Source organism: Pseudomonas sp. AU11447 (assembly GCF_001672555.2).
Classification (GTDB): Bacteria; Pseudomonadota; Gammaproteobacteria; order Pseudomonadales; family Pseudomonadaceae; genus Pseudomonas; species Pseudomonas nitroreducens.
The window spans coordinates 12913-26500 of sequence record NZ_LZDG02000046.1; the positions used below are offsets into that span (position 1 = coordinate 12913).

The 13588-nt window shown below is 62.4% G+C and carries 12 protein-coding genes and 3 tRNA genes; 5 read left to right on the forward strand and 10 right to left on the reverse strand.

Going from position 1 to position 13588, the window contains the following annotated elements:
• Positions 1-130: 130 nt before the first annotated feature.
• The 6 genes from clpX to A6723_RS16075 all read right to left on the reverse strand — a co-directional run bounded on the left by clpX (position 131) and on the right by A6723_RS16075 (position 4024).
• The gene (clpX, locus tag A6723_RS16050; protein WP_045208395.1) at positions 131-1411 is read right to left on the reverse strand and encodes an ATP-dependent Clp protease ATP-binding subunit ClpX; all 1281 of its coding nucleotides are present in this window, start codon (positions 1409-1411) and stop codon (positions 131-133) included.
• Positions 1412-1518: 107 nt separating this feature from the next.
• Complete coding sequence (gene clpP / locus A6723_RS16055) at positions 1519-2157, reverse strand: ATP-dependent Clp endopeptidase proteolytic subunit ClpP (RefSeq protein WP_024763281.1); 639 nt, start codon at positions 2155-2157, stop codon at positions 1519-1521.
• A 93-nt stretch (positions 2158-2250) separates the two neighbouring features.
• Positions 2251-3561: a trigger factor gene (gene tig, locus A6723_RS16060; protein ID WP_054907730.1), complete on the reverse strand. Its 1311-nt coding sequence runs from the start codon at positions 3559-3561 to the stop codon at positions 2251-2253.
• 142 nt (positions 3562-3703) lie between these two features.
• A tRNA-Leu gene (locus tag A6723_RS16065) sits at positions 3704-3788 on the reverse strand.
• A gap of 52 nt (positions 3789-3840) precedes the next feature.
• Positions 3841-3916, reverse strand: a tRNA-His gene (locus A6723_RS16070).
• 31 nt (positions 3917-3947) lie between these two features.
• A tRNA-Arg gene (locus A6723_RS16075) sits at positions 3948-4024 on the reverse strand.
• A gap of 262 nt (positions 4025-4286) precedes the next feature.
• Between A6723_RS16075 and folD the strand changes: the two genes are divergently transcribed.
• The gene (folD, locus tag A6723_RS16080) at positions 4287-5141 is read left to right on the forward strand and encodes a bifunctional methylenetetrahydrofolate dehydrogenase/methenyltetrahydrofolate cyclohydrolase FolD (protein ID WP_038803695.1); all 855 of its coding nucleotides are present in this window, start codon (positions 4287-4289) and stop codon (positions 5139-5141) included.
• Between the two features lie 64 nt (positions 5142-5205).
• Here folD and cysS read toward each other — a convergent pair whose 3' ends face one another.
• Positions 5206-6594, reverse strand: a complete 1389-nt coding sequence (gene cysS / locus A6723_RS16085; RefSeq protein ID WP_054907731.1) for a cysteine--tRNA ligase — start codon at positions 6592-6594, stop codon at positions 5206-5208.
• A gap of 3 nt (positions 6595-6597) precedes the next feature.
• A complete protein-coding gene (locus A6723_RS16090; protein WP_054907757.1) occupies positions 6598-8280 on the reverse strand; it encodes a glutamine--tRNA ligase/YqeY domain fusion protein in 1683 nt (560 codons plus the stop codon).
• A 121-nt stretch (positions 8281-8401) separates the two neighbouring features.
• On the opposite strand from A6723_RS16090, the gene A6723_RS16095 reads away from it, so the two are divergent.
• The 3 genes from A6723_RS16095 to A6723_RS16105 all read left to right on the forward strand — a co-directional run bounded on the left by A6723_RS16095 (position 8402) and on the right by A6723_RS16105 (position 11090).
• Positions 8402-8908: a peptidylprolyl isomerase gene (locus A6723_RS16095; protein ID WP_054907732.1), complete on the forward strand. Its 507-nt coding sequence runs from the start codon at positions 8402-8404 to the stop codon at positions 8906-8908.
• 4 nt (positions 8909-8912) lie between these two features.
• Positions 8913-9635: a UDP-2,3-diacylglucosamine diphosphatase gene (lpxH, locus tag A6723_RS16100; RefSeq protein ID WP_054907733.1), complete on the forward strand. Its 723-nt coding sequence runs from the start codon at positions 8913-8915 to the stop codon at positions 9633-9635.
• Positions 9636-9758: 123 nt separating this feature from the next.
• Positions 9759-11090: an SPFH domain-containing protein gene (locus A6723_RS16105; protein ID WP_054907734.1), complete on the forward strand. Its 1332-nt coding sequence runs from the start codon at positions 9759-9761 to the stop codon at positions 11088-11090.
• 143 nt (positions 11091-11233) lie between these two features.
• Here the strand turns inward: A6723_RS16105 and A6723_RS16110 are convergent, their stop codons facing one another.
• Entirely contained in the window at positions 11234-11845 is a 612-nt protein-coding gene (locus A6723_RS16110) for a tRNA-(ms[2]io[6]A)-hydroxylase (RefSeq protein ID WP_054907735.1), read from the reverse strand.
• 180 nt (positions 11846-12025) lie between these two features.
• Between A6723_RS16110 and A6723_RS16115 the strand changes: the two genes are divergently transcribed.
• Positions 12026-12889, forward strand: a complete 864-nt coding sequence (locus A6723_RS16115; RefSeq protein ID WP_054907736.1) for a universal stress protein — start codon at positions 12026-12028, stop codon at positions 12887-12889.
• A 156-nt stretch (positions 12890-13045) separates the two neighbouring features.
• Here the strand turns inward: A6723_RS16115 and A6723_RS16120 are convergent, their stop codons facing one another.
• The gene (locus tag A6723_RS16120; RefSeq protein WP_054907737.1) at positions 13046-13522 is read right to left on the reverse strand and encodes a DUF1289 domain-containing protein; all 477 of its coding nucleotides are present in this window, start codon (positions 13520-13522) and stop codon (positions 13046-13048) included.
• Positions 13523-13588 lie beyond the last annotated feature (66 nt).

Below are 13588 nucleotides of genomic sequence, written 5' to 3' on the forward strand. Positions count from 1 at the left end.
ATTCGGCTCTACAGCGGCACTTGGCCAAAACGATGGGATTGAACCCTTCGGCCTAAGATGGGGTTAGGACTGTGAAAAAACAAGCGCGGTAGATGGGAAGAAAAAAGGGGCCCTAGGGCCCCTTCTGGTTTCAGGCGTCAGGTGCCGCCTTGGCCGGCTGCTCGCTGTTCTCGTAGATCAGCAGCGGCTGGGAGGAGCCATCGATGACACTTTCGTCGATGACCACCTTGCTCACATCGTTCTGCGAGGGGATCTCGTACATGGTGTCGAGCAGGATGCCTTCGAGGATCGAACGCAGGCCACGGGCACCGGTCTTGCGCTCCAGCGCGCGGCGGGCGACGGCCTTGAGCGCATCCGGACGGAACTCGAGGTCCACACCCTCCATTTCGAAGAGCTTGGCGTACTGCTTGGTCAGCGCGTTCTTCGGCTCGGTCAGAATCTGCATCAGCGCAGGTTCGTCCAGCTCGTCGAGGGTCGCGATGATCGGCAGACGGCCGACGAATTCGGGGATCAGGCCGAATTTCACCAGATCTTCCGGCTCGACCTCTCGCAGCGCTTCACCGACCTTCTTGCCCGCTTCCTGGCTGCGAACTTCGGCGTTGAAGCCGATGCCGCCCTTGGTGGAACGATTCTGGATGACCTTTTCCAGGCCAGCGAACGCGCCACCGCAGATGAACAGGATGTTGCGGGTGTCGACCTGCAGGAACTCCTGCTGCGGGTGCTTGCGGCCGCCCTGGGGCGGTACGGAAGCCACAGTGCCTTCGATCAGCTTCAGCAGGGCCTGCTGAACGCCTTCGCCGGACACGTCGCGGGTGATCGACGGATTGTCGGATTTGCGCGAGATCTTGTCGATTTCGTCGATGTAGACAATGCCCATCTGGGCTTTCTCAACGTCGTAATCGCACTTCTGCAGCAGTTTCTGGATGATGTTCTCGACATCCTCGCCCACGTAGCCAGCCTCGGTGAGGGTGGTGGCATCGGCGATGGTGAAGGGAACATTGAGCAGGCGCGCCAGGGTCTCGGCGAGCAGGGTCTTGCCCGAGCCGGTCGGACCGATGAGCAGGATGTTGCTCTTGCCCAGTTCGACGTCGTCCTTGCGCTCGCGCTGATTCAGGCGCTTGTAGTGGTTGTACACCGCTACTGCCAGGGTTTTCTTGGCACGTTCCTGGCCGATCACGTACTGATCGAGGATGGTGCGGATCTCTTTCGGCGCCGGAAGCTTGTGCGCACTGCTCTCTGCCTGTGCTTCCTGCACCTCCTCGCGGATGATGTCATTGCACAGGTCGACGCACTCGTCGCAGATAAAGACCGAGGGGCCGGCAATCAACTTGCGCACTTCGTGCTGGCTCTTGCCGCAGAAGGAGCAATACAGCAGCTTGCCGTTGTCCTCGCCGTTGCGGGTGTCAGTCATTCGATCGTTCCAATCGGGGATATACGTGAAGGACAAGATGAAGGCATTCGCAGGCATTTTCAAGCCCGCGAGCGGCCGGATTACCGGCCGCAGTGCAGCGGAGAGACTCAGGCGGCAGAAGGACGCTGAGTGAAGACCTGATCGATCAGACCGTACTTGACAGCATCGTCGCCACTCATGAAGCGGTCACGGTCGGTATCGCGGGCGATGACATCCAGCGGTTGGCCGGTGTGGTGCGCCAGCACCTGGTTCAGGCGCTCCTTGATGAAGAGGATTTCCTTGGCATGGATCTCGATGTCCGAGGCCTGGCCCTGGAAGCCGCCCAGCGGCTGGTGGATCATCATCCGCGAATGCGGCAGGCAGTAGCGCTTGCCAGCGGCGCCGCCAGCCAGCAACAGGGCACCCATGCTGCACGCCTGGCCCACGCAGATGGTGGACACGTCGGGCTTGATGAACTGCATGGTGTCGTAGATCGACATGCCGGCAGTCACGGAGCCGCCCGGGGAGTTGATGTAGAGGTGGATGTCCTTGTCCGGATTCTCCGCCTCGAGGAACAGCAACTGGGCCACCACGAGGTTGGCCATGTAGTCCTCGACCTGGCCGACCAGGAAGATGATCCGCTCCTTCAGCAGGCGCGAATAGATGTCGTAGGAACGCTCACCGCGGGCGGACTGCTCCACCACCATCGGCACCAGACCACCAGCAGCCTGAATGTTCGGAACTTGCGGCATATAAGGATTATGCATGTCCGACGATCACTCCCTAATAAAAAGTCATATCTCTATAGACGCACAAGCCAGCCCGAAGGCTGGCTTGTGACAATCGAACGAAGCGCTGGATCAGGCTGCTTGCGGAGCTTCTGCAGGCTTGACCGCGTCTTCGTAGGATACCTGCTTGTCGGTCACATTGGCCTTCTGCAGGACAGTATCTACAACTTGTTCTTCCAGTACAACCGAACGGACTTCGTTCAGTTGCTGGTCGTTCTTGTAGTACCAGGAAACAACTTGTTCCGGCTCCTGATAAGCGGAAGCCATCTCTTCGATCATTTCGCGAACGCGGGCTTCATCAGCCTTCAGCTCGTGCTGCTTGACCAGTTCAGCGACGATCAGACCCAGCACGACGCGGCGCTTGGCCTGCTCTTCGAACAGCTCGGCCGGCAGTTGGTCGGGCTTGATGTTGCCACCGAACTGCTGGACAGCCTGGACGCGCAGACGGTTGACTTCGTTACCGATCAGGGCTTTCGGAACTTCGATCGGATTGGTCTCGACGAGACCTTCCATCACCTGGTTCTTCACCTTGGACTTGATGGCCTGACGCAGCTCACGCTCCATGTTCTTGCGAACTTCGGTGCGGAAGCCTTCCAGAGTGCTTTCCTTCACGCCGAACAGAGCGAAGAACTCTTCGTTCAGTTCCGGCAGTTTCGGCTCGGCAACGCTGTTGACAGTAGCGGTGAACTCGGCGGCTTTGCCGGCCAGGTCCAGGTTCTGGTAGTCCTCGGGGAAGGTCACGTTCAGCACGCGCTCTTCACCGGCCTTGGCACCGACCAGGCCCTCTTCGAAGCCCGGGATCATGCGGCCGGAACCCAGCACCAGCAGGGTGCCCTTGGCGGAACCACCAGCGAAGGCTTCGCCGTCGATCTTGCCGACGAAATCGATGTTCACCTGGTCGTCGTTCTGAGCGGCACGGTCAACGGCTTCGAAGCGGGTGTTCTGCTTGCGCAGGATTTCCAGCATGTTGTCGAGATCGGCATCAGCCACGTCGGCCTGCAGACGCTCAACCTTGATGCCGTCGAAACCGGCAACCTGGAACTCGGGGAAGACTTCGAAGGTAGCGATGTACTCGAGGCCCTTCTCCTTCTCGAACACCTTCGGCTCGACCGACGGTGCGCCAGCCGGGTTCAGCTTCTGCTCGACCACGGCTTCGTAGAAGGTTTCCTGGATCAGGTCACCGAGGGCTTCCTGACGAGCGGCGGCTTCGTAGCGCTGACGGATCACGCTCATCGGCACCTTGCCGGGACGGAAGCCAGGAACCTTGGCGCGACGAGCGGTCTGCTGCAGACGCTTGTTGACTTCGGTCTCGATACGCTCGGCCGGCACGCCAACGGTCATGCGGCGCTCAAGAGCGGAGGTGCTTTCAACGGAAACTTGCATGGATATTCCTCGTGGCACAGACGTAAGCCGGTCCTTCCGGCTCCCAGAATCAAGGGCAAGCATTCTAGTAGCTAGAAATGCAGAAGTCACCCTGAGTGGAAGCTGCGGAAATTCACGGATGCGAGAGCTTATGGAAAGAAGATGGTGCGGACGGAGAGACTCGAACTCTCACAGCTTGCGCCACTGGAACCTAAATCCAGCGTGTCTACCAATTTCACCACGTCCGCAGGGTACCGCAGAAACGAAAACGCCAGGCTCAAGGCCTGGCGCTTCGGAATATGGGGTGGACGATGGGAATCGAACCCACGACACCAGGAGCCACAATCCTGTGCTCTACCAACTGAGCTACGCCCACCATATTACACTTGCTTGTACCGAACGCCACATGGCGCACCCGGCAGGACTCGAACCTGCGACCATCCGCTTAGAAGGCGGATGCTCTATCCAGCTGAGCTACGGGCGCTTTAAGTGGCGGCAACCCTTGCTAAGCAGACTCAGTGAAACCACTGAATCGGTTGGCACCGCCTCTTTCGTGTTTCAGGCTGTGCTCGGCAAGCGGGGCGCATGTTATCGATGAGGCCCTACCCCGTCAACAACTTTTTTAAAAAAAATTCAAAGAGATAAAGGAGTTACGGCAAATCAGGGGTGCGCGCCTTTGCCTTATGGAGGCAGCGTGCGAAAATGCGCGCCTTCTTTTCACCCGCCTTAATGGTTATCCCCCCGACATGACTGCAAAACTGATCGACGGCAAAGCGATCGCCGCCAGCCTCCGCCAGCAGATTGCCCAACGCGTCAACGAACGCCGCCAGCAAGGACTGCGCATCCCCGGCCTGGCAGTGATCCTGGTCGGCAGCGACCCCGCCTCTCAGGTCTATGTCGCGCACAAGCGCAAGGACTGTGAAGAGGTCGGCTTCCTCTCCCAGGCGTACGACCTTCCCGCCAGCACCACCCAGGAAGAACTGCTGGCGCTGATCGACCGCCTGAACGCCGACCCGGCCATCGACGGCATTCTGGTGCAGTTGCCGCTACCCGCCCACCTCGATGCGTCCCAGTTGCTGGAGCGCATCAACCCGGACAAGGACGTGGACGGTTTCCATCCCTTCAACGTTGGCCGACTGGCCCAGCGCATCCCGCTGCTGCGCCCCTGCACGCCGAAGGGCATCATGACGCTGCTGCAAAGCACCGGTGTCGACCTGTACGGCCTGGACGCCGTCGTCGTAGGCGCTTCCAACATCGTCGGCCGCCCCATGGCGCTGGAACTGCTGCTGGCCGGCTGCACCGTCACCGTCACCCACCGCTTCACCCGCGACCTGGCCGACCACGTTGGCCGTGCCGATCTGGTCGTGGTTGCCGCCGGCAAACCCGGCCTGGTGAAGGGCGAATGGATCAAGGAAGGCGCCATCGTCATCGACGTGGGCATCAACCGCCAGGAAGACGGCAAGCTGGTGGGCGACGTGGAATATGACGTGGCTGCCGAGCGCGCCAGCTGGATCACCCCGGTTCCGGGCGGCGTCGGCCCGATGACCCGCGCCTGCCTGCTGGAAAATACCCTGTACGCCGCCGAACACCTGCACACCTGACAGGTTTTCGACGAGCAAGAAAAAGGCCGCTGATCAGCGGCCTTTTTCATTTCCAGGGAAGCTATTACTCGGCAAGACGCCAGGTAGTGCCGCCCTTGCCGTCTTCCAGCACCACGCCCAGAGCGGTCAGCTCGTCGCGGATGCGGTCGGATTCGGCCCAGTTCTTTGCCGCGCGAGCATCCAGGCGCGCCTGGATCAGCGCATCGACCTGCGCCGCATCGACCTTGCCGGCCGCGCCTGCCTGGAGGAACTCGTCGGCGTCCATCTGCAGCACGCCGAGCAGAGCACCCAGTTCACGCACACGCGCAGCCAGCGCGGCAGCCGCTGCCGGATCGCTGTCACGCAGGCGGTTGACCTCGCGGACCATCTCGAACAGCACGGCCACCGCTTCCGGCGTACCGAAATCGTCATCCATGGCCGCGCCGAAACGCTCGACGAACTCCTCGCCACCTCGGGCAGCCACCTGCGGAAGGCCGCGCAACGCGGTGTAGAAACGCTCCAGCGCGCCCTTGGCTTCCTTCAGGTTGTCTTCGGAGTAGTTGATCGGGCTGCGGTAGTGGCTGGAAACCAGCAGGAAGCGCACGACTTCCGGGTGGTACTTCTCCAGCACTTCGCGAATGGTGAAGAAGTTGCCCAGGGACTTGGACATCTTCTCGCCGTCCACGCGCACCGCGCCGGCATGCATCCAGCTAGCGGCATAGAGCTTGCCGGTGGCTGCCTCGCTCTGGGCGATTTCGTTCTCATGGTGCGGGAACACCAGGTCCGGGCCGCCGCCATGGATGTCGAAGGTCTCACCCAGGCAGCAGGTGGACATCACCGAGCACTCGATGTGCCAACCCGGGCGACCGGCACCCCAGGGCGACTCCCAGCTCGGCTCGCCCGGCTTGGCGCCTTTCCAGAGCACGAAGTCCAGCGGGTCTTCCTTGGATTCGTCGACCTCGATGCGCGCACCGATGCGCAGGTCTTCGATCTTCTTGCGCGACAGCTTGCCGTAGCCGGCGAACTTGCCGACCCGGTAGTAGACGTCGCCGTTACCGGGCGCGTAGGCGTAGCCCTTGTCGATCAGGGTCTGGATCATCTCGTGCATGCCGGCGATGTGACCGGTGGCGCGCGGCTCGATGTCCGGACGCAGGACCGACAGGCGTGCCTCGTCCTCGTGCATCGCAGCGATCATGCGGGCGGTCAGGTCTTCGAACGATTCGCCGTTCTCCTGGGCGCGACGGATGATCTTGTCGTCGATGTCGGTGATATTGCGCACGTAGGTCAGGTCATAGCCGCGATGGCGCAGCCAGCGGGCGATGACATCGAACGCGACCATTACGCGGGCATGGCCGATGTGGCAGAAGTCGTAGACCGTCATGCCACACACGTACATGCGCACCTGGTTGCCGACCAGCGGCTTGAAGGTGTCCTTGGTCTTGGACAGCGTGCTGTAGATCTGCAAGTCAGCCATCCCTTACTGCCCCCAGGAATCGCGCAGGGTCACGGTGCGGTTGAACACCAAGGCGCCAGCCTTGGAATCCTTGGCGTCGGCGCAGAAGTAGCCTTCGCGCTCGAACTGGAAGCGGTCCTCGGCGGTGGCGCTGGCCAGCGACGGCTCGGCGCGGCAGCCCTTCAGCACCACCAAGGATTCGGGGTTGATGTTGTCGAGGAAGCTGCCACCCTCTTCCGATTTCTCCGGGTTGGCGGAGCGGAACAGGCGGTCGTACAGGCGCACTTCGCACTCGACGCTCTCGGCGGCCGGCACCCAGTGGATCACGCCCTTGACCTTGCGGCCCTCGGGGTTCTTGCCCAGGGTGTTCTCGTCGTAGCTGCAGCGCAGTTCGACGATGTTGCCGGCGGCGTCCTTGATGGCTTCATCGGCGCGGATCACGTAGCTGCCGCGCAGGCGCACTTCGCCACCCGGGATCAGGCGCTTGTAGCCGGCCGGCGGGACTTCCTCGAAGTCGCTGGCGTCGATGTAGATCTCGCGGCTGAACGGCAGCGCACGCACGCCCATGTCCTGCTTCGGATGGCGCGGCAGTTCGAGGTTCTCGACCTGGCCTTCCGGGTAGTTGGTGATGACCACCTTCAGCGGCTTGAGCACGCACATGGCGCGACCGGCGTTGGCATCCAGGTCGTCACGGATGGCGAACTCCAGCATGCCGATGTCCACCAGGCCGCCGGCGCGGTTCACGCCGATCATGTCGCAGAAGGCACGGATCGACGCCGGGGTATAGCCGCGGCGGCGGTAGCCGGAGAGGGTCGACATACGCGGGTCGTCCCAGCCATTCACGTGGTTCTCATCCACCAGTTGCTTGAGCTTGCGCTTGCTGGTGATGGTGTAGTTCAGGTTCAGGCGCGCGAATTCGTACTGGCGCGGCTGGGCCGGGACCGGCAGGTTGGCCAGGAACCACTCGTACAGCGGGCGGTGATCCTCGAACTCCAGGGTGCAGATGGAGTGGGTGATGCCCTCGATTGCGTCCGACTGGCCATGGGTGAAGTCGTAGCTGGGATAGATGCACCACTTGTCGCCCGTCTGGTGGTGATGCGCATGACGGATGCGATAGAGGATCGGGTCGCGCAGGTTGATGTTCGGCGAGGCCATGTCGATCTTCGCGCGCAGCGAACGGGCGCCGTCCGGGAACTCGCCGGCCTTCATGCGGGCGAACAGGTCCAGGTTCTCTTCCACGGAGCGATCACGGAACGGGCTGTTCTTGCCCGGCTCGGTCAGCGAACCGCGGTAGGCGCGCATTTCCTCGGCGTTGAGATCACAGACGAAGGCCTTGCCGGCCTTGATCAGGTCTACCGCCCAATCGTGCAACTGGTCGAAATAGTTGGACGCGTAGCGCACCTGGCCGGCCCACTCGAAGCCCAGCCACTTCACATCGGCCTCGATGGCGTCGATGTATTCCTGGTCTTCCTTCGCCGGGTTGGTGTCGTCGAAGCGCAGGTGGCAGTCACCGCCGAACTCCTTGGCCAGGCCGAAGTTCAGACAGATGGACTTGGCATGACCGATATGCAGGTAGCCGTTGGGCTCCGGCGGGAAGCGGGTGACGATCTTCTGGTGCTTGCCACTGTCCAGGTCGGCCTGGACGATGGGGCGCAGGAAGTTGGCGGCAACAGTGGCTTCTTTCGTATCGGCGGTAGGCTTGCTCATGGTGTCCTTGATCATTCCGTCGTTCAGCCAGGGTAGGCCGGCCAAACCAAAGCGCTTATCATAGCCGAAGCTGTCAACCCCCTGACAGGCCTTCGATTTTTCCAAAGAGCGGAATTCCCTGATGACTACCACCGTCAAACTGCAGACCAACTTCGGCGATATCACCCTTGAACTCTTCGACGACAAGGCGCCGGAAACCGTGGCCAACTTCAAGGAGTACGTTAAGGCCGGCCACTACGACAACACCGTGTTCCACCGCGTGATCAACAACTTCATGATCCAGGGCGGCGGTTTCGAACCGGGCATGAAGCAGAAGAGCACCCGCAAGTCGATCAAGAACGAAGCCAACAACGGCGTTGGCAACAAGATCGGCACCGTCGCCACGGCCCGTACCATGGAGCCGCATTCGGCCAGCGCGCAGTTCTTCATCAACGTCGCCGACAACGACTTCCTCAACCACAGCGCGCCGACCGTGCAGGGTTGGGGCTACTGCGTGTTCGGTGAAGTGAAGGACGGCATGGACGTGGTCAACAAGATCAAGACCGTCGCTACCACCATGCGCTCCGGCCACCAGGACGTACCGGCCGACGACGTGATCATCGAGAAAGCCGAAATCATCGGCGAGTGAGTCGATGAGCGTCCTGTTCATCTCGGACCTGCATCTCGAAGCGGAACGCCCGGACATTACCCGGGCGTTCTTGCATTTCCTCTCCACCCGCGCCCGCAGCGCGCAAGCGCTGTACATCCTCGGCGACTTCTTCGAAGCCTGGATCGGCGACGATGGCATGGACGAGTTCCAGCATTCCATCGCCCGCGCCCTGCGAGAACTGACCGACAGCGGCACGCGCATCTACCTGATGCACGGCAACCGCGACTTCCTGATCGGCAAGGCATTCTGCCGCGAAGCCGGGTGCACCCTGCTGCGCGACCCGAGCCTGATCGACCTGGGCGGCGAGAAGATCCTGCTGATGCACGGCGACAGCCTGTGCACCCTCGACGTGGCCTACATGAAGCTACGCCGCTGGCTGCGCAACCCGCTGACGCTGTTCATCCTGCGCAACCTGCCGCTGGCTACCCGCCACAAGCTGGCACGCAAGCTGCGCAAGGAAAGCCGCGCGCAGACGCGCATGAAGGCCAGCGAGATCGTCGACGTCACCCCGGCGGAAGTGGAGAAGATCATGCGCGACAAAGGCGTGCGCATCCTCATCCACGGCCACACCCACCGCCCCGCCGTCCACGAACTGGAGATCGACGGCCGCCCCGCGCGGCGCATCGTCCTCGGCGACTGGGATCGCCAGGGCTGGGCGCTGGAAGCCGACGAACAAGGCATGCAGCAGGCACCCTTCCCTCTCTGATCGGCACGGCCACTCCTGTAGTGGCCTTCTGATGCCGACCCAATCGCACTATCAGACGTTTCCACTTGACCGATACTCGCAATCTTACGCAGCATCGCCGGCTCGCTCATTCAAGGAAGAAACATGCTGATCTCCAAGGGAAATCTCATCAAATTCGGCGCTGCTCCTCTGGCGCTGGTCGCTGCCGGCTTCATCCTGTTCAACGGGGTCTTCTTCTATAACGAAGCGGGCTTCATGACCCACGTGCGGACCATCTTCGGCGACGAGAAGATCGTCGACGACGTGGGCTACGCCACCAAGTGGTTCGGTCGCGCCACCACCTGGAAGAAGGCCATCAGCGTGCAGTCCGTTCTGATCATGGACGACAACGACAACAACCCGGACAACGACGGGCTGGGCGCCACCATCGAAGCCTTCCCCATCGTCTTCCTCGGCAACGTCGACGCCAAGGTCGAGTCCTCCGCGCGCTTCCGCCTGCCCGGCGGCGACCAGTTCCTGAAGATGGCCCAGGAGTACCGCAACCCGGACAACTTCATCCGTACCGCGCTGATCCCGGCGATCAAGGAAACCCTGCAGGCCACCGCCTCGCTGATGACCGCCGACGATTACTACGCCGGCGCCCGCAGCGAATTCGCCGCGGAGTTCGAGAACCAGCTCAACGACGGCCTTTACCTGATCAAGCGCAAGGAAGTCCGCGGCCCGCGCGGCGCTGTCCCGCACCAGACCGCGATCCTCCAGGCCGGCACCGAACAGGGCAGCTTCGGCGACAACAATGCCAGCCAGTTCGTGACCGAGAAGGTCACCGACGGCAAGGGTATCCCGGTACGCAAGCAGCAGCAGTTCCGCAAGTTCGGCGTGGAAGTGGTCGAAGCGCGCATCACCAACGTCGACCCCAACCCACAGTACAAGCAGCGCATGGTCAAGGTGCAGCAGGCCCTGGCCGAGCTGGCCGTGGCGCGCCAGAACCGCCTGAAGGAAGAGGAAGAGAAACTGCTGGTCACCGCCCGCGGTGAGAAGGAAGTGGAAGCCAAGCGCCAGGAAACCCTGCGCGACCAGATCGAGCGCACCACCCAGGCGGAAACCGAGAAGCAGTTGGCCGTCATCAACGCCGAACGCGAGAAGCAGCGCGCCGAGATCGAAAAACAGACCGCCGAACTGCTGCGCGACAAGGCGGCAGTCACCGCGCAGGCCACCAAGATCACCGCCGACGCCGATGCCTACGCCCGTGAAGCAGTGATCAAGGCGGACGGCGCGCTGCAACCCAAGCTGGACGCGCTGATCGCCATCAACAAGGTCTGGGCCGAAGCCGCCGCCCAGGCACCGGTGCCCAGCGTGATGATGGCCGGCGGGCAGACCAGCGCCAGCAGCCGCCAGGACGAGATCGGCCAGCTGATGGGCGTGCTCGCCACCAAGGCGGCGCGCGACCTGGCGCTGGACCTGAAGGTAAAAGACTGACGCCGCATCTGTAGGAGCGAGCTTGCTCGCGAACCAGCCCAGCGCCGGAGCTGCCGGAAAATCTGTTCGCGAGCAAGCTCGCTCCTACGAAGAACCAAGAAAAAAGCGCCCGTCTGGGCGCTTTTTTTGTTGCGGGGCGCCAGTCAGGCCACCAGCTCCGCCGGCACGCCGCTGTGAAAACGGAACTCGCTGTCCGGCGACTGAATCAAGCCAGCCTCCACCTCGCGAATCTCCGCCACCCGGCGGTCGATATCGGCGTCATCGCCATAACGGCGCGCCAGGCTCAGATAGCCCTGGAAATGCCGCGCCTCGGATTTCAGCAGCGAGCCGTAGAACTTCGCCAGGTCGGCATCCAGATGATCCACCAGCGCAGCGAAACGCTCGCAGCTACGGCATTCGATGAAAGCGCCAACGATCAGGGTGTCCACCAGCTTCTGCGGCTCGTGGTTGCGCACTACCGAGCGCAGGCCTGAGGCGTAGCGGCCGGCGGAAATCGGCCGCAGCGGGATGCCGCGCTTCTTCAGGATCGCCAGCACCTGCTCGTGGTGGCGCAGTTCCTCGCGGGCCAGGCGCGACATGAAGTTCACCAGCTCCTCGTGGGCGCTGTACTTGGCGATCAGGGCCAGGGCCGTGCTGGCGGCCTTGAACTCGTTGTTCTTGTGGTCGATCAGCATGACCGCCTGATCCCGCAGCGCGGCTTCCACCCACGCATCCGGCGTGGCACAACCGAGGAATTCCCTGATTTCGGACAGCATCTTCTTGCTCCAGACGACTCAGCGCACCGGCGCCTGGCTGGCCGGTGCAATAAAGGCGGAGCATTATACGGGGGCCGCCGCGCGGAACCAGCTTCCGGCGTTGATATGCCTCAACGTCATGAACGGGATATCCCGACTACAGTGGTTCCACATAAACAACGCGCACGAAGGGAGACGATCATGCAAGCCATCCGTAGCATCCTCGTAGTCGTGGACCCGGACCAGCCGGAAGGTCTCGCGCTGAAACGGGCCCGTTTGATCGCCAGCGTGACCCAGTCGCACCTGCACCTGCTGGCCTGCGAGCGGCGCGCCGACTACAGCGCCAAACTCGAAGAAGTGGCCGAGGTGCTGCGCCAGGAAGGTTTCAGCGCTTCCAGCCGCCAGGCCTGGAAGGACAACCTGCACCAGACCGTCATCGCCGAGCAGCAGGCCGAAGGCTGTGGGCTGGTGATCAAGCAGCACAGCCCGGACAACCCGCTGAAAAAGGCCCTGCTCACCCCGGACGACTGGAAGCTGCTGCGCTTCTGCCCTGCCCCCGTACTCCTGGTGAAGACCAGCCTGCCCTGGGCCGGCCGCAACATCCTCGCCGCCGTGGACGTAGGCAACAACGATATCGAACACCGCACGTTGCATGCCGGGATCGTCAGCCACGCCTACGACATCGCCGGGCTCGCACACGGTCAGTTGCACGTGATCAGCGCCCACCCCTCGCCCATGCTCTCGGCCGCCGACCCGACCTTCCAGCTCAGCGAGACCATCGAGGCCAAGTACCGCGAGGCGTGCAAGGCATTCCAGGCCGAATACGGCGTGGACGACCAGCACCTGCACATCGAGGAAGGCCCGGCGGACGTGCTGATTCCCCGCGCGTCCCACAACCTCGATGCCGCGGTGACGGTGATCGGCAGTGTGGCGCGCACCGGGCTGTCCGGCGCGCTGATCGGCAACACTGCCGAAGTGGTGCTCGATTCCCTGGAGAGCGACATCCTGGTGCTCAAGCCGGACGACATCATCGCCCACCTGGAAGAAATCGCCGCCAAGCCCTGACCGATCACGTTGAAACCCAACCTGTAGGAGCGAGCTCGCTCGCGAACCGCCCAGCGCCGGAGCCATCGGTGAACTCTGCTCGCGAGCAGGCCCGCTCCTGCAAAAAGCCCACAAAAAAGCCGCCCATCAGGCGGCTTTTTCATTGCCGAGCAACGCTCAGACCCGCGACTCCAGCCCCTCGGCCAGGAAGCTCGGCGCGATATAGCGCTCGTAATGCGCCTCGGAGAGGATGAAGAACTCCTTGTCGATGGCGTCGCGCAGGTCCGGCAGTGTCCAGCCGCGGAACTCCGGCAGCAGTGCTAGGCCATAGGCTTCCACCTGGTTGATCATCCGCGAGCCGCGGGCGATCAGCTGGTAGGCCCAGCAATAGGGTGACTGCTCGGGCACGAAGCGTATCTGCCGCTGCTCCAGCTGGCTGCGCAGCAGCGACGCATCGAAGACTTCCAGCTTGGCCATCATCACCTGCGCCAGCAGGACTTCCAGACGGCTCAGGACCGCCCGCTTCTCCTCGTCGCCGTAGCGGTTCCAGTTCACCACTTCGTGGTGGAAACGCTTGCAGCCACGGCAGACCAGGTCGCCATAGACCGTCGAGCAGAGCCCGACGCAGGGAGTTTTGATGCGTTGCGAAGACATGGTTGAACAGGTTGCCGGCAAAGCGGGCATGTTAGCCCTTTGTCTAGGCAAGTTCACCCTCGGGCG